At 32.7% G+C, this 21,136-nt stretch carries 13 protein-coding genes; 4 read left to right on the top strand and 9 right to left on the bottom strand.

Annotated elements, in window-relative coordinates; all coding sequences use genetic code 11:
* Positions 1 to 123 precede the first annotated feature (123 nt).
* The 7 genes from acs to DG435_RS11445 all read right to left on the bottom strand — a co-directional run bounded on the left by acs (position 124) and on the right by DG435_RS11445 (position 9,642).
* The gene (gene acs / locus DG435_RS11480) at positions 124 to 2,076 is read right to left on the bottom strand and encodes an acetate--CoA ligase (protein WP_106793536.1); all 1,953 of its coding nucleotides are present in this window, start codon (positions 2,074 to 2,076) and stop codon (positions 124 to 126) included.
* 140 nt (positions 2,077 to 2,216) lie between these two features.
* Positions 2,217 to 2,591, bottom strand: coding sequence for a response regulator transcription factor (locus tag DG435_RS11475; protein ID WP_255409738.1), 375 nt, complete (start codon positions 2,589 to 2,591; stop codon positions 2,217 to 2,219).
* Positions 2,592 to 2,710: 119 nt separating this feature from the next.
* The gene (locus tag DG435_RS11470; protein ID WP_106793534.1) at positions 2,711 to 5,395 is read right to left on the bottom strand and encodes an ATP-binding protein; all 2,685 of its coding nucleotides are present in this window, start codon (positions 5,393 to 5,395) and stop codon (positions 2,711 to 2,713) included.
* 319 nt (positions 5,396 to 5,714) lie between these two features.
* Positions 5,715 to 7,502, bottom strand: a complete 1,788-nt coding sequence (locus tag DG435_RS11460; RefSeq protein WP_106793533.1) for a sodium:solute symporter family protein — start codon at positions 7,500 to 7,502, stop codon at positions 5,715 to 5,717.
* A 91-nt stretch (positions 7,503 to 7,593) separates the two neighbouring features.
* Positions 7,594 to 7,857: a DUF4212 domain-containing protein gene (locus DG435_RS11455; protein WP_106793532.1), complete on the bottom strand. Its 264-nt coding sequence runs from the start codon at positions 7,855 to 7,857 to the stop codon at positions 7,594 to 7,596.
* A 12-nt stretch (positions 7,858 to 7,869) separates the two neighbouring features.
* Positions 7,870 to 9,099: a hypothetical protein gene (locus DG435_RS11450; RefSeq protein ID WP_106793531.1), complete on the bottom strand. Its 1,230-nt coding sequence runs from the start codon at positions 9,097 to 9,099 to the stop codon at positions 7,870 to 7,872.
* Between the two features lie 123 nt (positions 9,100 to 9,222).
* Positions 9,223 to 9,642 carry a helix-turn-helix domain-containing protein gene (locus DG435_RS11445; RefSeq protein WP_106793530.1) on the bottom strand — a complete coding sequence of 140 codons (420 nt, stop codon included), beginning with the start codon at positions 9,640 to 9,642 and terminating at the stop codon, positions 9,223 to 9,225.
* Between the two features lie 148 nt (positions 9,643 to 9,790).
* Here DG435_RS11445 and DG435_RS11440 point away from each other — a divergent pair, with 148 nt between their 5' ends.
* From DG435_RS11440 to DG435_RS11430, 3 genes are all read left to right on the top strand, one after another.
* Positions 9,791 to 10,342, top strand: a complete 552-nt coding sequence (locus tag DG435_RS11440) for an NUDIX domain-containing protein (RefSeq protein ID WP_106793529.1) — start codon at positions 9,791 to 9,793, stop codon at positions 10,340 to 10,342.
* A gap of 96 nt (positions 10,343 to 10,438) precedes the next feature.
* Positions 10,439 to 10,891, top strand: a complete 453-nt coding sequence (locus tag DG435_RS11435; RefSeq protein ID WP_106793528.1) for a Dps family protein — start codon at positions 10,439 to 10,441, stop codon at positions 10,889 to 10,891.
* Positions 10,869 to 11,744, top strand: a complete 876-nt coding sequence (locus tag DG435_RS11430; RefSeq protein ID WP_106793527.1) for a hypothetical protein — start codon at positions 10,869 to 10,871, stop codon at positions 11,742 to 11,744. The genes DG435_RS11435 and DG435_RS11430 overlap by 23 nt, the downstream gene beginning before the upstream one ends.
* 477 nt (positions 11,745 to 12,221) lie before the next feature.
* On the opposite strand, the gene DG435_RS11425 is transcribed toward DG435_RS11430, so the two are convergent.
* Together DG435_RS11425 and DG435_RS11420 are read right to left on the bottom strand one after the other, a co-directional pair.
* Complete coding sequence (locus DG435_RS11425) at positions 12,222 to 14,858, bottom strand: S8 family serine peptidase (protein WP_106793526.1); 2,637 nt, start codon at positions 14,856 to 14,858, stop codon at positions 12,222 to 12,224.
* A gap of 1,192 nt (positions 14,859 to 16,050) precedes the next feature.
* Positions 16,051 to 19,755 (bottom strand): metallophosphoesterase, encoded by a 3,705-nt coding sequence (locus DG435_RS11420; RefSeq protein WP_106793525.1) that lies wholly within the window; start codon positions 19,753 to 19,755, stop codon positions 16,051 to 16,053.
* A gap of 56 nt (positions 19,756 to 19,811) precedes the next feature.
* Here DG435_RS11420 and DG435_RS11415 point away from each other — a divergent pair, with 56 nt between their 5' ends.
* The gene (locus DG435_RS11415) at positions 19,812 to 20,993 is read left to right on the top strand and encodes a Pycsar system effector family protein (protein ID WP_106793524.1); all 1,182 of its coding nucleotides are present in this window, start codon (positions 19,812 to 19,814) and stop codon (positions 20,991 to 20,993) included.
* Positions 20,994 to 21,136: the final 143 nt, after the last annotated feature.

Genomic DNA, 21,136 nt, shown 5'->3' with positions numbered 1-21,136 from the left:
AATGCATCTCGATACACGCTCGTTCCTCACGCACTCGATCCCGAGGAAAGTTCGGGACAAGTTGTGACGTAGCGTTTGTGTTGTACGTACCCTTCGACTGCGCTCAGGGTACGGTATTATCGATTACACTACATTTTCCATTATCTCCTGAACCACGTCCGGATTTAACAGCGTAGATGTATCTCCCAGATTAGAAGTATCCTTTGATGCTATTTTGCGTAAAATCCTTCTCATAATCTTACCACTTCTTGTTTTTGGCAACCCACTTACAAACTGAACTTTATCTGGTTTTGCTATTGGCCCAATAGTATTAGATACTTGTTCTCTAATCTCTTTTATCAATGCCTCATCAGCTACCTGATCATTATATAGAGTAACATATGCATATAAAGCTGTTCCTTTTACATCATGAGGAAAACCAACAATTGCAGATTCTGCAACGGCCAAATGTTCATTGATCGCATTTTCTATAGGAGCGGTTCCCAAATTATGCCCAGAAACAATGACTACATCATCTACTCTACCTGTGATTCTATAATTGCCTGTTGCATCTCTATATGCTCCATCCCCAGTGAAATACATATTCTCATATGTAGAAAAATATACATCCTTATATCGTTGGTGATCTCCATAAATTGTTCTTGCTATAGATGGCCAAGGAAATTTTATAGCTAATCTTCCTTCTGAGCTTTTTGATTTAAATTCTATTTCTTTTCCTTCTGCATCCATCAAAACGGGTTGAATACCTGGTAAAGGTAATGTCGCAAATGTCGGTCGTGTTGGTGTAATCCCGGCTAATGGAGAAATCATCACCCCTCCTGTTTCTGTTTGCCACCAAGTATCAACTACAGGTGAATTTCCTTTTCCTATATTATCATTATACCAGTGCCATGCTTCTTCATTTATTGGTTCTCCTACAGACCCAAGAACTTTAATAGAAGAAAGGTTATGTTTATCAACTAATTCTAATGGTTGTTTTGCTAGTGCTCTAATTGCAGTTGGTGCTGTATAAAAATGGGTTACATTAAGTTTATCACAAATCTCCCAGAAACGGCCATAATCGGGATAACTAGGTACTCCCTCAAACATTACAGTTGTTGCTCCTGCAGCCAATGGACCATAAATTATATACGAATGTCCAGTAATCCAACCAATATCTGCCGTACACCAATAGACATCATCTTGTTTTTTGGCATGTATATCTTGTCCCGTAGGAGCAAAATGATCACATTGAAACACATTTGCAAAGGTATAGGTAGTATACACCATATATCCTCCTATTGTATGTACCATTCCTTTTGGCTTACCAGTAGAACCAGATGTATATAATATAAACAACATATCTTCTGCATCCATCACTTCTGCCGGGCATTCTTTTTCTACTTTTTGCAATTCATCAAACCAAAACTTATCTCTACCTTCTTTCATTGGTGTTGGCTCAACCGTTCTTCTATACACAATAACCGTTTCTATAGATGGTGTAGTTTTTAAGGCCTCATCACACATCTCTTTTAATTTTACAGGTTTTGCACCTCTATACACCTCGTTTGCCGTGATCAACATTTTACATTCCGAATCATTAATACGGCTAGCTATAGCAGTACTTGAAAATCCTGCAAAAACAATAGAATGTATTGCTCCAATTCGTGCACAAGCCAGCATTGCTATTGCTAATTCGGGGATCATTGGCATATACAAACAAACCCGATCTCCTTTTTTAATACCATTATTTTTTAAAACATTCGCAAAATGGCAAACTTTTACATGAAGTTGTTTATAGGTAATATGACGTGATTCTTCAGTTGGGTCATTAGGCTCCCAAATAATAGCCGTTTTATTACCAAATTTCTCTAAATGTCTATCCAGGCAGTTTTCTGTAATATTTAATTTACCACCTTCAAACCATTTTACTTCAGGTTTTGTAAAATCCCACTCTAATGTTTTATCCCATCGTTTATGCCAATAAAATTTTTCGGCTATAGCATCCCAAAATTTTTCGGGATTATTAATACTTTCCTGATATGCTTCTTTATACTCAGCAAAAGAACTAAGCTGAAGTGTGTCTTTTATTTCCATGATCTGTGATTTTCTAATTTTGGTCTATTAAATTCTTTTAAAACATGTCATCGTCAAAAAATTATCGACAAGTAACTATTATTAAGGCGTAAACAACTTAAAAATAGCTGCATCTTGTTTAAATACCAAGATTGATTCAGTTATTTTTGAGCAATAAGCTCATTGATCTCTGCCATAATTTTTTTTATTGAAAATGGTTTTGTCAAATACTTATCTACACCCATTGATACTCCTTTTTGAATATCCGAAGTTTTATTTTTTGCAGTTAAAAACACCACTTTAATATCCTTTGTATCAACATTTGATCTTATGTATTTTAAGGTTTGATATCCATCTACGTTTGGCATCATAATATCCAACAGAACTACATCGGGAATCTGTGATTTTAATATTTCGATAGCTTCGCCTCCATCCCTGGCAATAAAAACTTCAAAATCATTCTTCTTAAATGTGTATTCTAAAGACATTACAATATTAGGTTCGTCATCAACAATTAATATCTTCTTCTTATTCAAAATTTAATCTTTTTTATCGAAGTGGTTTAAACTTTTTTCAATTCGCTATAAAAATGCTCTTTTTTACTCAATTTTCGCCAGAATCAAAAAAGTTTAAACCACTTCATTATTTACATATGCTAATCAGGAATCTCTATGATAAATCTAGCTCCTGTTTTGCAATTTTTATCGGCCCATATTTTTCCTTTATGTCCTTCTATAATCTGTTTACTTATAGCTAAACCAAAACCACTACCTGCAGGTTTTTTTACGTTTTGATTTTTGGACTGGTAAAATTTATCAAAAATATGTTTCATATCCTCGATAAGAATGCCTTTTCCGTTATCTTCAATATTAATACGAATATAATCTTTCCTTTTTTTCGATTCTATTTTAATAATTCCATTTTTTTCTTCAACAAATTTAATTGCATTAGAAAGCACATTAGTAAGTACCTGAAGCATTCTGTCTTCATCATATTTCGCAACTAAAGTTTCAAAAGGTTTTGAATTCAGAATTTTTATATTCTTTTTTTCTGCAATTGCACGCACTCCTAATATTGCTTTTTCTATGGTTAGATTTAGATCATTTTCTTTTTTATCCAGAATTTCTCTCCCAGATCCTAACTTTTCTAAATCCAGTATGTCATGAATTAACTTGGTAAGGCGTTCTGAATCGTAAACAATATTATCTAAAAACTGCATTTTTAGCTCATTGGGCATATCCTGACTATCCAGTAACACTTCTGATGCTGCTCTAATTGATGTAATTGGTGTTTTTAACTCATGTGCCACGGTATCCAGAAACTCATCTTTTAATTTATCATGAAGTGTCAACTCTTCATTAACCTCTTTTAATTCGTCTGTAAGTAGAGTTAATTCATCTGATTTCTGTTTTAAAAACTTATTTGTAGAAATCGTTTTTTTATTTTCTTCTAAAATCTCTAATACTTCTACCAGGGTAACGGGTTGTTCTTCGACTACACTGGAGATTAAAATTCGGGAAGAAGCACTACCTATGCTTCCTGTCAATAGTTTTTCTGAAAAATTAATTAACCTGGCATCTGCCGCTTCAGCATTTTTTGGAAGATCATATTTAAGGTAGAACAAATCCAAAGCGCGCTCTGTACGTTCTTCTCCCAGAAATCGGTTTAATACTTTTCTAATATCTGAAACATAGGCTTCTCCTTTCCATACAAATGCATTTTCCTGCAAAGAATTATAGTTGCTATCCACAAACATTTCTCCATAGTTACGTTCTCTATAATTTCCTTTAAAAGAAAGGGAAACCGAGAGATATACAATAACATTAAAAAACATACTCCAAAAAAATGCATGTGTTACCGGATTGAGAATGTTTATACCAAATAATGCATAGGGCTTTAAGAGTTCAATTTCAAAAGGTCCATATACAATAAAATTCATGTTACCGAATATTGTATCCAGAACAAAAGGCAAAACAAGGGTATAACTCGTAACCAATGCTCCTATAATAATTCCCATTTTTGCAGCTATAGAAGATCCTCTATTCCAAAATAGTCCTATAAAAAATGAAGGTCCAAGTTGTGCAATAACAACAAAAGATAATTGCCCAATCGAGAATAATGATAATTCAATATTAAAATTAATATAGAAAAAATAAGCCCCTAATATCAAACATAAAATAGCTATCCTTCTAATATTCTTAATATAATTGGCATTACGCTCAGGACGACTTTTGCTAAATTTATCCAGAAATCCATATGGAATAATCAGGTTATTACTAAGCATAGTTGACAATGCCAATGTTGAAACAACTACCATAGAAATCACTGCCGAAAAACCACCTAAAAATACCAGAGTTGCTAAAAACACATCTCCATTTTGTAAAGGAAGTAGTAACGAATAGTAATCTGGATTTGCCAAATCTCCTAATCGCAATTTTCCGCCCCAGGCGATAAAAACAACGAATACATTAAACAGTAGTAGATAAAGTGGAAACATCCAAATCGCATTCTTAAGATCTTTTTTGGTTGTATTCTCTATCACAGAAACGTGAAATTGTCTTGGTAAAAGAAAAATTGCTAAAAAAGACAAGACAATCATAAAATACCAATTAATACCAGACTCCAGGCTATCAAATGTAGTTAACGACTCGAAATCTTCTGTAACAGATATTTGATTGTAAATATCTGTAGTACCATCAAAAAGAAAATAGGTAACATATCCTCCTACTCCTAAAAAGAAAATAAGTTTGATTACTGATTCTACTGCTACCGAAAAAACTATTCCTTGCCTGCGTCGTGTTGCATCAGTAGTTCTTGTTCCAAAAAATGCAGCAAATACTGCTAATAAAACTGCAATATAAAATGTAGAATCTTTAAAAATCGTTCCTGAAGAATTAATTGGGTTGTTAGAAATTATCTCAAAAGTTTCTGAAACGGCTTTAAGTTGTAATGAAATATAAGGCAATACTCCCAAGACACATATTATAGTTACTAACGCTCCTAAGAATCGGTCATTACCATACCTAAGTGATATAAAATCTGCAATACTTGATACCTTATGTTGTTTTGAAATTTTGATTATTTTTTTCAATACCACAACCCAAACTGGGAAAGCTATCACAGGCCCCAAATAGGTGGTAAGAAAACTAACACCAGAAGTGGCTGCAATCCCTACACTACCATAATATGTCCATGCAGAACAGTATACTGCAAGTGATAATGTGTAGACATAAGGATTATTAACCCAGGATCTTTTTGCTTTTTTTTCGGCCCAGAAAGCAATCCCAAACAAAAGCAGCAGGTATCCTACAATTATGAATATTAATATATAACTATTCATAAAACTTTTTCAAAATTATAAAAGAGATCAAAATTGAAATCGCCCAAATCAGAAACACAAAAAAATACAATACAGGAAACCCAAAAATACTTCCGGAATGATTAAACATAAATATCAACGGAACATTGAATAGAAAAAGTAATACAATAGAAAGCACTACCAGTTTTTGTTGATGACGTTTTTTCATAAGAGCTTTATTATTGGTTACTTATATTTCCTAAGTCTATATACTTTAGTTTTCAATCATTTTTACAGCAGATTCTGTTTCTTTTAAACCTCACAGGTTTTAATCAACCTGTGAGGTTTAATTCACCTACATCTAATGTGTTGCTTCTCCAGCTCCACTAGGGATTCTTATATTTTCTACAATTTCTTGCACTTCTTTTGGCGGTGCCGAGGTAAATTTGGAAATTACTAATGATATCACAAAATTGATTACCATGGCTACAGCTCCAAATCCTTCTGGGGATATCCCAAACCACCATTCACTTGATGGAGGAAGGGTTTCGTCAAACCATCCCAATTTGTATTTTATCATATATAACAACATACACAAAATACCTACTACCATTCCTGCAATAGCTCCTTCTTTATTCATTCTTTTATAGAATATTCCTAACACAATGGCTGGGAAGAAAGAAGCCGCTGCTAAGCCAAAGGCCAGAGCTACAACAGCTGCAACAAAACCAGGTGGATTGATTCCAAAATATCCTGCAACACATACCGCTGCCACAGCTGAAAGACGCGCTGCGATTAATTCTCCTTTTTCTGAGATATCTGGTTTAATCATTTTTTTGATGAGATCATGAGATACAGAAGATGAAATCACCAATAACAATCCTGCTGCGGTAGACAATGCTGCTGCCAATCCTCCTGCAGCTACCAAAGCAATTACCCAATTAGGGAGATTTGCTATTTCGGGATTTGCTAATACCATAATATCACGATCTACAAAAAGTTCGTTCTTGGTTGCAGCATTTACATTTGTAATCTTACGCTCTCCATGCTCTCCACGATTTTTTCCATCAAAAACCGGTTTATTTTTATTCCCTTCAACTGCATGACCATTGGCATACTGTACTTGTCCATCTCCATTTTTATCTGCCCAACCTAACAAACCTGTATCTTCCCAATTTTTAAACCATAAGGGAAGTTCTTCGTATTGTTTATTTTGTACCGATTCAATAAGATTTGTTTTAGCAAAAACTGCTACTGCCGGGGCAGTTGTATACAATATAGCAATCAACAACAAGGCATACCCTGCCGATTTACGAGCATCTTTAACTCGCTTAACGGTAAAGAAACGAACAATTACATGTGGTAATCCCGCTGTACCTACCATTAATGCCAAGGTTATAGCGAATACATCTAATATTGATTTAGAACCATTTGTATATTCTGAAAACCCTAATTCTGTACTCAAACCATCCAGTTTATCGAGAAGGTAAGTTCCCGAACCATCTGCAATGGTATCCCCAAACCCTAACTGAGGTACAGGGTTTCCTGTCATCTGAATTGAAATAAATATGGCTGGTACCATAAATGCAAAGATGAGTACACAATATTGTGCTACCTGGGTGTATGTTATACCTTTCATACCACCTAGTACGGCATAAAAGAGCACAATAATCATCCCAATAATCACTCCTGTATTGATATCTACTTCTAAAAATCTGGAAAATACAATTCCGACTCCTCTCATTTGACCTGCTACATATGTAAAGGATACGAGAAGTGCACAGAATACTGCTACCGATCTTGCTGTTTTTGAATAATATCGATCCCCGATAAAATCAGGAACTGTAAATTTTCCGAATTTCCTTAGATAAGGAGCTAGCAATAATGCTAACAGTACATATCCTCCTGTCCACCCCATTAGGTATACAGCACCGTCATAGCCTGAAAAGGCTATAATACCAGCCATAGAAATAAATGAAGCAGCACTCATCCAGTCGGCAGCAGTAGCCATCCCGTTGGCTAAAGGAGATACTCCACCCCCTGCTACATAAAACTCTTTTGTAGAACTTGCTCTTGACCAAATCGCAATTCCTATATATAAAGTGAAGGTTAGCCCTACCAAAATATAAGTCCACATTTGAACACTCATAATATATTTTTTTAGTTGTTTATAATCTTAGAGATTGTGTGAATTGAATTAGGACAATGTCTTAACCAAATTCATATAATTTTCTATCTTTTTATTTTTCATCATAACCATATTTCTTATCTAATTTGTTCATTAACCGAACATAGACAAAAATTAAAATCACAAATACATAGATAGAACCTTGCTGTGCAAACCAGAACCCCAAAGGAAAACCACCCATATGAAATTGATTTAACGCATCTTTAAAAAGTATCCCTGCGCCGTATGATACGGCAAACCATACTGCAAGTAAAATAAATAAGTATTTTACATTTTCTTTCCAGTAGGCACTGGCTTTTTGTTGTTTTTCTGACATAATTATTAAGTTTTAGAGATAGATCATTGCTTGTAAGGTAACAAAACTTTGCGCATCATTATCGCCATATTTTGTGTTTAGATATTCTAAGGTTAACTTAGAGTTATGACCACTAAAATACGCATTAGCTCCAACACCAAATGTTGTTGCATTATCATCAATAGCATCTATAGATCGTAAATTAAAAGAGGTATAGGGTTGAAATTTAATTTTTTTGTTAGCATTAGGAATCACATACCCTACATGTCCATATATCATAGCCCCTGTTTCATAGGTTTGTCCCAAGGTATAGTTCTGTCCATAGTTATTATTTTGATATGTTGCATAGGCAGTAATCGCTGAACCATTACTTCCTAAAGGAGCATCGTAAAATGCATCTACAGCAAATATTGCTACATCCTCTCCTTCGAGTGTTCCATTTGTATTTGTGACGCTTCCATCGGGGTGATAAAAGAATCCTGCTCCAACATTAAATACTTTTTTACCACCCAGATATGACCCGACTTTATAAGGTAAGAAATTGGATTCCTGATCTAAAAAATTATAATCGAAATATCCAGCAAAATTCTTTCCTGCATCTTTAGACCCTAACAATCGTCTGCCAGCATATACGGCTGGACCATTTACAACAGGATCAGTACCTTCCTGAAGGTTGTTAGTTATCGATTCATTAACAGACACACGATATTGTAATTTGCCAAATTTTCCTTTGGCATAAATCCCAATGTGACGAGCAAACTGATCTGATAGTCCTATGTGTGCCCAGGATTGTCGATTATTATCAAGAGTCATAATATTAAGCGTACTTTGATTATTAAGACGAGATATTCCATTCCAATAATGTAGTCCTCCACCGATTGCATGATTTGCTCCAAGGCTATATTGCCCCCAAACCCCATGAAAGAAAAGTTGTGAACTATCTCCTTTACCCACCGGGTTTAAATTATTAGCATTTAAACTATTTAATCCAAAATGAGTAAGAATTAAAAAATCCTTATTGATTTGAGAATACATTAGAATACGTGCTCTACGAATACTAAAATCTGTATTACTATCATCATCAGGAACGTCATCTGTATATCTTGCCCAAAACTGTGCCCAGGAAATAATCCTAAAGTATTTTGAACCAGATTCATTAAGCTTTACTTTAAGTCCTCCTGTATAGTCTGGAGATCCTTGAGAAAAGACGGAGTGCGAAATCAAAAAGCTACTTAAAAAAAGTAGTAATATGAGTTTTTTCATAATTTAAGAATTTGATTTGTAGAAAATGATTAATACTACTTGCGTAGTGTTGTGCACTTGCTAAAATTCTAAAAATTATGTCAGGCAATAAAAATTAGTATAGTTATTTGCTAATTGATATAGTTATTCTTTAAAGCGCTCCCACTTTATAAGCATAAATTTATCTCCCAGCTCTGTCACAACAACCCCTGCTCCCTGAATATTCTCTGGAGATTGAAAATAATTAGCTAATTCTAAGGAGTTTAAAATCTTATATGTGGGATGATATTGAGAATTATATGGTCGCTTGATATTATATTTTTTTACCCAATTGATAACACTAACATGAGATATCCCCAAAATACGTTCGATTTCACGATACGTTAATCCTTCGAGATAAAGCTGTAGTGCTTTGTTAACATAATAATCATCTATTTTCTTGCCCAGTTTATTAACTGTGAAATAATAGTTACAATTCTTACAACGATATCGCTGTCTTTGATTTATTATCCCACTTTTTATATACTCAGATGAACTACAATTTGGACAAGTTTTAACCATCATATATATTATTTTTGCATAAATATATCATTTTAGCAATAAAAATATAACAAGTATTTAATATTAATTATAGATAAAATTAACTTTAACAAGGTATTTATTAAAAATATATCTTTAATTTCCCATTAACAATGCATAATTAAAAACAGCCATGGCAGACGAACTTATAGATATACTTCATAGGACAGGAGAGTTTACCGGAGAAGTAAAACTAAAATCTGAAGTACATCAATTAGGATTATATCATGGTAGTGTTCACATTTGGTTCTTTACAGATCTAGGAGAAATAATATTACAAAAACGAGCGGATGATAAAGATACGTATCCTGGTTTATGGGATATTTCTGTGGCTGGTCATATCGGTACTGGAGAAACACCTGAGGATTCAGCTATTCGCGAAGTTAAAGAAGAAATTGGTTTATCTGTGTCTAAAAATGACCTAAGATTTATTGGAACATATTTAGCAGAAAAAAAACCCAGACCTGATCTTTATGACAACGAATTTCATCATATCTATCTTTCACGCCTTGATGTGTCTATTAAAACACTAACGCTTCAAAAAGAAGAAGTTTCTGATCTTATGCTCATACAAATTAATGAGTTTAAAGACATTATTCAAGATTCTATTAAAAGAAAAAAATATGTCCCCCATGATAAAGCATATTATAGCTTTATTCTTAAGGAAATCACAAATCAATTATAGTAATACGCCTATTACAACTAACTATTGTAACTTCATGCTTTACTATTCAATTATAGTAATTTTGTATTGAAATTAAAAAAACAATAGATAAAAACTATGAATAATTCAACTACGAAAACAATAGAGGCTTTAAATATATTATTAGCAGATTATCATATACACTATCAAAAGCTTAGAAATTTTCATTGGAATATTACCGGGCCTCACTTTTTTGAACTTCATGTAAAATTTGAAGAATTTTATGAAGATGCTAAATTAAAAATCGACGAAATCGCAGAAAGAATTCTAACGCTTAGAGGAAAACCTGTTAGCAATTTTAGTTCTTACCTGGATCTCTCTAGTATTAAAGAGGCAGACACAACACTTGCAGATCATGAAATGGTAGCTGCTATTCTTGAGGATCATAAAGCACTTTTAAATCAATTAAAAATAGTAACTACAGCCGCTGAAGATGCCAAAGATGATGGAACACTGGATATTACAGGTACTTATATTGGAGAAATAGAAAAGACAAGTTGGATGCTCAATGCCTGGAATCATAAAAGTTAAAATATTAAAACTCTCCTATCTTATCCTTTTGATGACGGTTACCGCTAGTTGTCAAAAGGATAAGAACGCAGATTTAGTAAAGATTAATACCTTACCTAGCCTTCTTCACGAAATATCGGGTATTACTATGTTATCTGATCATAACGTGTATGCTATAAATGATTCTGGCAACAGTAATGTATTGTTTTGCTTAAATCAAAAAGGTAAAATAGTGAGCCAAATCAAAATTCCCGGAGCTACAAACATAGATTGGGAAGATCTTGCATATGATCAAGAAGACAATATTTATATTGGTGATTTTGGAAATAATGGTAATGATCGAAAAGATTTAGTCATCTATAAAGTTTCAGGAATTCTATCGAACACTATTATTACTTCAAAAATTGAATTCATTTATGAAGATCAGAAGAAATTTCCACCTAAGAAAAAAAGATTAAATTTTGATGTTGAAGCTTTTGTACACTTGAATGGTAATCTCTACTTATTTACTAAAAACAGGGGAAAAAAATCAAAAAGAGTTACTAAACTATATAGGGTTTCTGCTACGCCAGGAAAACATATGGCCAAACTAATTGGAGCCTATGAAACCTGCAAAAATTATTCTAATTGTCTTATCACCGGGGCCGCAATCAATCGATCTGAAGATAAAATAGCCCTTCTCACACATAATAAAGTATTCTTACTCAGTAATTTTAAGGGTGATAATCTATTTGACGGAAGTATTCAAAAAATAGCATTAAAGCATAATTCTCAAAAAGAAGGAATTTGTTTTAAAAACGATTCTATTCTCTTTATAACTAACGAAAAAACAAATCATCATAAAGCTACTTTATTTAAGTATATACTTAAATAAAGGCAACATTTTGGCATCGAGTAGATAAAGGGGATTTAAGCGATACAACTTTTCGTTTATACCCTTTCTTTACACATTCCTACTTTTTCGAGAATCCTAGAATCAAATATTCACGGTGGCACACCTTGCTTCTATTCTATGTAAATCAAGTTCGTCAAAACCGAAATTCAAAATCTCGGTTAATCCTTCTATAGGTTCTCCTTCAATTACTTTAGGTTACCTCAATATTGATTGAGATTCCTAATACATCATATTGATGAACTTAACCCTTTTTGATTCTGGCGAAGAATACGAAAATTGAGCAAAAAAGGCATTTTTATAGCGAATTAAAAAAAGTTTAAACTTCAATATTACTGTGGGAGAAAAATTTATAGAGGTCAGTATTTAAATACTGACCTCTATTAAATTTATTTTGTTCTGGTATTTCAGAAGTTAAAATAAGAGCTCCTTAGATAATCAGGACCTTACAATCAAAACTTATTCTATTACAACAGTTTTTGATAATTTTTTTGACCCCAGAATTAACTGCACTTGATAAAACCCTGAAGGAAGCCCTGATAAATCAATTTTTGTTTTACTTGAAGTCATTTTTTCTTTTTTTACTATTACACCATTGGAGTTAATAAGAGTTACTTGAGCCCCTATTAGTTTAGATGAAATAACAAATTGTTCTGGAGTTGGATTTGGATAAATAATCATATCGTCAATGGATTCAGTGATTAATCCAGATTTTGATCCTTTGATATTCACAGCATAATCCTCAACCTCTCCATAACTTCTTGTTCCACAAGGAGTTCTACTACTACTATTATAAGAAACTCTAATACGCATACCTGTAGTTCCTATAGATGCACCTGATGGTACTGGAATTGAAATCGAAGCTTCTGAGGCGCTACTTTTTGATAATAAATATTGTTCACCTGCATCCTCAAAATCACCATCAATATTCCAATCAATCCATGCTGTTACTTCATTATCATTACCATAGGGTTGACCAATAACTACCGATAATGCATAACTATTATTCTTAGCAACATCTGTAGATATATTTGTATAATCATGATAAGAATCTCTGGCTGAACTATTATCTATTGTCCCAAATTTAACCTTTGCAATATGTTCAGGCCCATTTGTAGCTTCTGCCGCACAATAAGTCGGTGGTGTTCCTCCATCATTATTAGGATCTGTTGTAACTGTTAATACATTACTTGCTCCTGATACATTACCTGCTGCATCTTTAGCTTTGATGGTAAAATCATAACTTGTATTTGGCGTTAATCCTGATATTGTTGCTGTGGTACCATTTACCGTAGTAGAAAGGTTACTCCCATTGTAAACATCATACGCCGTTACACCTACATTGTCTGTTGAGGCTGTCCAACTTAAACTTACACTAGTTTTAGTTTTTCCAGTAGAGACCAGATTGGATGGTGCTGTTGGTGCTTCAGAATCAGAACCAGAACCATTCTGAGCCAATAAGACTGCTTGATGCGCATCCACCAAACCATACCCCATCTGATTATTCCAAGTTCCATTAGGACGCCCTCCTGCAGTAGCATATGTATATGCTCCTACTTTCTGAGCGGATTGCTCGATAATATTATTTACCTCACTATATGTTAAGTTTGGATTAACGCTTAATATTAGTGCTGCTACTCCTGCTACTACTGGACATGCTGATGAAGTTCCGTTAAAAGTTTGCGTATAATCAGATGTAGAATATCCATTTGCCCCCTGTCTATCTGTAGTTGGCATTTTTACTCCAGGAGCTACAATATCTAATTGGCTACCATAACAACTCCCCCACTGACTCTCTCCATCACAGGAGTTTGGGTTTTTACGCTCTGCGCAAGGACTCATTGCTCCTACTATTAATAAATCTGGATTACTATTTCCTGGGTATCGAATATTTGTATTATTCTCATTACCTGCAGCAAAAACAATTACACAACCTTTTCCTCCTCTACCATTAGTTAATGTATTTGTTATAGCATTATCTATAATGCTCGATGGTGCATATCCTCCCCAAGAATTACTAATCACATCTGCTCCATTTTGCCATGCCCAATTAAAACCACTTGCTAATTGAGACGGGGTATCTGAAGATCTAAGATTGATACTGATCGATATTAATTTTGAAGTAGGTGCAACACCCGAAATTCCTAAATTATTATCTTTAACTGCCCCTATAATACCTGCGCAAGCAGTTCCATGATTTCCTCTTACTGTAGCTGGGGATGTTCCGCTATTAGCATCAAACCCTGTTCCGTGAACATTAGCTTGTAAATCTGGATGATTCATTTCTAACCCATGATCATACACAGCTGTTTTGATACTTGGATCTCCTGTGGTTATTGCCCAAGCTTGCTCCATATTGATATCAGTTCCTACCGTTCCTCCATTCTGCCCTGTATTATTTAAAGACCACTGGTTATTGAAGTAAGGATCATTCGAAGTTTCTATATTGTGATACATGAAAGCTGGTTCTGTACTCTCAAACCAACCTGTTTCATAAAAAATATTAGCAAGCTGTATTGAATTTAATTTATTTTTGGATGTTACAGAAAGCGTAAACCAAAGTGGCATGTACTTATCATGACCTAATACTTCTAGATTCATCTCTTTTGCTTTTTTATAGAGAATATCAATGTCATTTTTATCTTTAAGTTTTACATAGAAATTATTTGACAACCCTAATTCTCCTCCACTCTTTGTTATATATGTTGGAGAAGCCATTAAAGTATTAGGCAATTTCTTATAAGATTCGATCTCTTTATAATAATCTTCTATAGTCATATTTTTGTTTGTAGACACTTCCATATAATAGCTTTTTACAGCTTTCTTAGAAATTGCTTTAGCATCTAATGAAACTACAGTAGCTCTCGAATTATCTTCAACTATTTCTTTTATTTTTATTGAATTACTACGCAAAGATTTGAAAGAGTTAATAGAATTTTCTCCCTCAAATGAAATAGAAATAGTTCTAGTATTTATATTTAAAAAGAATTTTTCTCCTTTGTAGTAATAGAAATTATCTGATTGTTTTTGTCCAAAGACACTTACTGTAAAAAACAGTAGCATCAATGGTGCTATTTTATATATTATGTTTTGCATGATGTTTGTTTGTTAAATTATTATTGAAGTAGTTTAAACTTTTTTAATTCTATACAAAAAACAGTGTTTTTGACACTTCATAGCACTGCTATAAAGTGAGAAAAAGAAAGGGGTTAAGTAAAAAAAGATATTTTTTACAGCGAATTAAAAAAAGTCAAATCACTTCATTCAAAAATAGATGCCTATTTTTAAATAAATATGTTTTATTTTTTTGGTAAGACAAGAATTAAACGTAGTGATACGCTTATCTAAATTATCTATAAAGCTAATTCCACTATTTTCAAAAGTAGTTTTATACTCTATTCAGCCAAATGGATATCGTGTTTATCCATTTCTTATTCACAACTATAAAAGAAGAGAGAAAAGACTGTTAGTGTGCTTAAAATTTTCAGTTGAGTTTTCATTATTGTTTGATTTTTTGTGTTAAAGGTATTTGTTTGTTTAAATTAAAATGTTGAGCTCTTATTAAAATTTGTTATTCAAAAGTAGAGATTAATTCAAATAAACAAATACGGCAAACACGTAACAAACAGATAGTTATGACTCGATTATCATTACCAAAACAGGTAAATCATCTTTTGATTCTCAACAATGCAACACTGTTGCATTGTTGAGAATCAAAGGGTTAAACTAAAAAGAAGAATGTCGAAATTGGAGAAAATTTCAGAAGAAAAAACCAATACTGATTTAATCAAATCCCATTCGATTTAACACTGAATTAACTTTTAATTAACAAATCGACAAATATTATTCGCAATAAATTAGTACTATTTTTACGATATTCTAATTCACAAATCGATATTATATTCAAGTTTATGATCATTTATTTATACATTGAAACAAAAAAACCGTTGTTCAACACTTTTTATCCTAATGCTATTTGTGGTAGATTCTCATTTGTCTTCACGAGAACTTTTACCTCTTTATAGAGAAGGTAATCGGAGTCATTTACAAATAGAAATAAGCAATAGTATTTATAGTAACTTTTACTTCACGAGAATGATTTTTACCTTTTAACATAAGTTTAGAATCTTGAGTTTGTGTTTCTGTGTCTACATTGGCATTTTATAAATAAAAACGTATTTTAATTAAGGCATCCCTTCCTGTACTAATATTCATTAGGATGAGTGTATAAACTGTTTTATAGGAAGGTAATTTCAAGTATATGAAGTTTTTTAAATACTGTAGAATCTTATAAACTCATCCCAAAACCAAATGTAAATCGTAGTCCATCATCACTAGAGAATATTCCTAACTGTCCCCCGATAGCATCCATAGCATTAAGCCAAATACCTCCACCTACAGAATCATGCCACTGATCAGAATCTTCACCATCTAACCATACTCTCCCTATATCATAGCCTCCAAAGACTCCTAATTGTAGCGGTAATAAACCTGTTTTAAATTTATTAAAACTATATCTTAAATCTCCAGTAAATACTAATGCACTTTCACCTGTAAAACGTTCTTCTCTATATCCTCTCAATCCTTTAGTTCCTCCTAAATTAGTTCCTTGGTAAAATTCAAAACTATCTCCAATATTGATTTCTGCAATCACATCTGTCTTAAGTACTAATCTTCGATCTCGAGTAATCGAATTATAAAAACCTAATCTTGGATAAATATATCCATATGTTCTATTCGAATCTTCAACATTTGTTCTAACCCCTGTTTGCAGTTTAAACAACATTCCTCTGGTAGGATTAATATCATTATCATAGCTTTCGAACTTATACATTAAATCCAGGTTCGTAAAATACTTTCTTTCGAAGAAAACGGGATCTGCAGTTACAAAATCCAAACCAGAAGTAACAAACCTATCTTGTGTATCTTGAACCTCTATCCCTTCAAATGCAGCTTTAACCGAAAACTCATTTCCATAATTATCTCTTTTAGAAACTCCTAATCCAAATGACCAAATTCCCATCTTAACTCTATTATAATCTAAATCCAGTTCATCATCCAGGTTAATGGTGTTGTTACCGAATCCAAAAAAGTTTTGCGCAAAATTCTCACTTGTATATACGGCATCAATAAGAAAATTCCAGTTACCTAATGCTTTTACAAATTCTCCTGAGTATGACAAATCATAACCTTCTGTTTGAAAATAATATGCAGCTCTTAATCTATGTTTACTATGGTATGGGTTATTTTTAAATCCATTTACCGTATATACATCTGTTACATTAATATTGAGTCCATCATCTGGATTAAAACCAATAAAAGGAGTTACAGTATTGGTTTTACCCACATATTTATTATAATCATAAAGATTATAGTCATAAATGTTACTTAATATAAATTTTGCACCACCTTTTTTCTCTATAGTATTAGGTTTTGATTTATGATCATAGATTTTTACTTTTCTTCCATTCTCTATTACATATGTATCATTATTCTGACCACCTACAATTCGAATTTTTATCAAGTTTTTTCCTTTTCCCTTTACAACAAATTGATCGTCATCATCCAACCCATAAATCCAAATTTCTTTAGTTTCTTTAGCAGTAAAACTTCTACTACTATATGGTTTTTGTTTTTCATCTCCTTTTATTCTCGAAATCTTTATCGTTGTTTTTCCTTCTTCTCTAAGTATTTCAAAAAGATCATCTTTATCTGTTCCCTTAATAATGACATGTTTTGAAAGATATTTATAGTAACGATTAGCGATATCTTCAATATTATCTCTTCTAAGTTTAAGATATTTTTTTATTGTTTCTATAGTCTCATCCTGAAGGTTATCCGGAAGATTAGTAAATGCTTTTTCAATATAGGTATCAGAAAGGTTTTCTTTAATATATTTTGCTTGTTCTATCCATATTTCTTTCCCCGAATTCTGCGTTAATGTTCTATCTAATGGTAATCCTGATTGATTAATCCATCTCACTTTTTTAAGTTTTCCATCATATACCTGAAACTTACGCACCAATGGCACCACGAATTTTACAACATCCATAAGTATTCCATCATAATTAGAAAAAACCTGATCTCTATCTCTAGGGATAGGTCTGTACTTTTTACCATTTTTAGTATCAAATCGAGCCCATCTCCATTGATCAGAATGGCGATCCCAATCTCCTAAGATCATATCAAAAAGCCGAGTTCTTATATAATGCTCTTCGTCCATTTGATATTTTTCATCTTTCCTTAGTCTACTTAACAGGTCATCTGTACTTTCAATATCATCAGGGTTTCCAAAAGTAACTTCGTCCCTATATTCTTTTCCCGGGCGTTCTTCTAAAAAATATATTTCATTACCAAAATTTTCATTGTATTTACCTAATGCAGGGTGTTTAGGGATATAATATAACTTAGGATTTGCATGATATACTCCTATAGCATCAGCCAATGCACCAACAGTCAAAAACGCATAAGGGTAGCTAGATGTATAAAAATCCGAAAGGAGGTCTTCTGTAAACGTATCATCAAATCCACCTTCTAGATATGTAAATTTAAATACTCCTTTCTGTAAAAATTGTGTAACACTTTTACGCATTGCTCTAAGGCTATAGCGCTTTCCATCTTTATCGATAAGGCGTAGCGATCTTGTTACCTGTCCTCCTCCTTGTCTATCAATAGTAAAACCTCCCATTAAGGTATCTAAAGTAGCTACAGGAACCTTTATATCAGTACCGTACACGTATCGATAGTGGTCACCCCACATCGATTGATACAGTTTTGATTTTTTTACTTCATCTTTAGTATAAATTGAAGCTGAAACTTCTGATTCAAAAGAGTTCTTAATTGCACTAAAATCATATTCTTTTTCCTTTTCATGAACTTTTGTCTGGTACACTAATTTTGGATCACCATTCTCATTTCCGAAAAAGCGAACATTAGAAGAACCATCTTTATATACATCTAATACTGCAAAACCCTGTCCCGGATATGCAAACAATCCATCTTTTCCTAAGGAAACCGATGAAACTTTGGATCCAGAACCTGATACAATTTGTTTTAACCCATCGCTATTAATATACTGTAAGGAGTGTTCATGACCTGAAACAAAAACTATCCTATCCAAATCCCTGGTCATTGTAGATAATCTTCGCATTAACATATTATAGTGAACATTCGATAAATCTTGCGTAGAAATTCCTCCCTGAGACCGTATCTGAGCAGCTAATGAGCCCAAGATTGGGAGAGGTATTTTCATTTTTGAAGGAAAAATATGTTTATCAAAACTATACTTCCCTCCATGTATACCATTGGTAAACATAGGGTGATGCATTGCAACAAGAATAGTTTTCTTGCTATGTTTTTTTAATTCGCCCTCTACTTCAAGGAAGAATTTTTCGCGAGTTTTAATTTCACAATTATCATTGATAGTGGGGTTCTTATCCCAATTCGCCAAATACCATTGCGTATCTAAGATCAACAGATGTACCTTATCGCTAATTTCTACACTTTCGATAGGACATCCTTTTGAAGGTAAAAAAGCTTTTTTACTCTTCATTTTTTTTGCCACATACCGTTCTTGTCGATGTAACCCCTCTACCCCATCGGTATACCAATCATGATTTCCCGGGATAAAAACAACATCTCCTTTAAAATCTTTAGTCGCTTCAATTTGAGCATCTATTCGATGTTCTCCCAGGGCTCTTTCTGGAGATTCTTTTTCTGGCATTCCTTTTTGATAAACATTATCTCCTAAAAAAATAAGGTAATCATCTTTTGTTTTTGCGGTATCCAGTACTTTTTTAAGGATCGAAAGCCCTTTTGTACTCTCTTTCATTTTGGCATTCCCGGCATCTCCTACCAGATAAAATGTCTTTTCTATAGTAGCATTGGGTAATGTTTGAGTAAAATTTTCGACTTTATATTGAGGAGTGTATGTTGCGCATGAACTAAGTAATAAAGCAACACAAATAATTAGAATCTTATTATATTTATTCATTGTTTTAAGTACAATCTCTTTTTTTTAATTATTTTGGTTATCGAAAAATTAAAAGTATGTCTTCTCTACTAGAAAAAACAGATCATTTCGTTTCGGAACTTTTTGAAAAAGAGCTCCCTAACTCTTGCATCTACCATAATTACGATCACACTAAAAGAGTATTTAAAAGTACAAAAGAAATTATTGATAACACTAATTTATCTGATGAAGATAAAGAAGTTTTATTGCTTACCGCATTGTTACATGATACCGGGTACTCTAAAAGCTCTAAAGATCATGAAGAACATAGTGTAGAGATAGCCAAAGATTTTTTAGGTCAACAAAATGTTTCTCAAGAGATTATAGATAAAGTTTCAGAACAGATTATGGCAACCAAAATGGAGCATGTGCCTATTAATATTATGGAAGAAATTATAAGAGATGCAGATGCTTCTCACTTTGCAAAGGACTATTATGGAGAAACAAGTGAACTATTAAGATGTGAGTTTAAACTTAATGCAATTAAAGATTTAACTCCTTCGGATTGGTTAAAAGCCAATATTGATCTATTTAAAAACAAACATAAATATTATACCGAATATGCTATCTCTCATTGGAAACCAAAAAAAGAGGAAAATCTTACCAAAATGCTGGAAGAACAAGGAAAATTAAAGAAGGAAAAGAAGAAGGAAAAAGAAAAATTAAAAAAAATATTGAGAGAAGAAAACCCAGAAAAAGGAATACAAACTTTATTTAGAGTTACCTTAAGAAATCACATGAAACTAAGTGATATTGCTGATACAAAAGCCAATATTCTACTTTCTGTAAATGCTATTATCATATCTCTGGCACTATCAAATCTTATCCCTAAGTTAGATAACCCTTCTAATCAATACTTAATATATCCAACTTTGATATTTATTATATTTTGTATTGCTTCCATTGTATTATCTGTATTGGCAACACGTCCTAATGTAACAAGTGGAGAGTTTACTCGTAAAGAAATAGAAGAAAAGAAAGTAAACTTATTATTTTTTGGGAATTTTCATAAAATGCCATTAGATGAATATAAATCTGCAATGACAGACCTTATGAATGATAAAGAATACATCTACGATTCGATGATAAAAGATCTTTACTTTTTAGGTAAAGTTTTACATAAAAAATATAAAATCTTAAGGGTAACATATACCGTTTTTATGATAGGGATTATAACCTCTGTTATTTCATTTATTATTGCATTTAACTCATTACAATAATTACCAATTTACAGGTATAGCTACTACTATTAGAGAGTACACGATAATTTATAAGTAGGTATCAGGAGTAAGCATATCTAATTACTGGAACAAGTTTTAATTTTCACTTATTCTTTTATACAATTCTCTAAGTGGTTTCGAAT

The sequence above is a fragment of the Aquimarina sp. Aq78 genome, from assembly GCF_900299525.1.
Classification (GTDB): Bacteria; Bacteroidota; Bacteroidia; order Flavobacteriales; family Flavobacteriaceae; genus Aquimarina.
Note: the sequence above shows the minus strand (reverse complement) of the source record. Positions and strands in the feature narration are given on the sequence as shown.

Coding starts and splice junctions, on each gene's coding strand:
- DG435_RS11415 (WP_106793524.1), top strand. CDS start 19,812: ATGTCTTCTCTACTAGAAAAAACAGATCATTTCGTTTCGGAACTTTTT.
- DG435_RS11450 (WP_106793531.1), bottom strand. CDS start 9,099: ATGAAAAAACTCATATTACTACTTTTTTTAAGTAGCTTTTTGATTTCG.
- DG435_RS11430 (WP_106793527.1), top strand. CDS start 10,869: ATGCCTGGAATCATAAAAGTTAAAATATTAAAACTCTCCTATCTTATC.
- DG435_RS11440 (WP_106793529.1), top strand. CDS start 9,791: ATGGCAGACGAACTTATAGATATACTTCATAGGACAGGAGAGTTTACC.
- DG435_RS11445 (WP_106793530.1), bottom strand. CDS start 9,642: ATGATGGTTAAAACTTGTCCAAATTGTAGTTCATCTGAGTATATAAAA.
- DG435_RS11435 (WP_106793528.1), top strand. CDS start 10,439: ATGAATAATTCAACTACGAAAACAATAGAGGCTTTAAATATATTATTA.
- DG435_RS11425 (WP_106793526.1), bottom strand. CDS start 14,858: ATGCAAAACATAATATATAAAATAGCACCATTGATGCTACTGTTTTTT.
- DG435_RS11470 (WP_106793534.1), bottom strand. CDS start 5,395: ATGAATAGTTATATATTAATATTCATAATTGTAGGATACCTGCTGCTT.
- DG435_RS11460 (WP_106793533.1), bottom strand. CDS start 7,502: ATGAGTGTTCAAATGTGGACTTATATTTTGGTAGGGCTAACCTTCACT.
- DG435_RS11420 (WP_106793525.1), bottom strand. CDS start 19,755: ATGAATAAATATAATAAGATTCTAATTATTTGTGTTGCTTTATTACTT.
- acs (WP_106793536.1), bottom strand. CDS start 2,076: ATGGAAATAAAAGACACACTTCAGCTTAGTTCTTTTGCTGAGTATAAA.
- DG435_RS11455 (WP_106793532.1), bottom strand. CDS start 7,857: ATGTCAGAAAAACAACAAAAAGCCAGTGCCTACTGGAAAGAAAATGTA.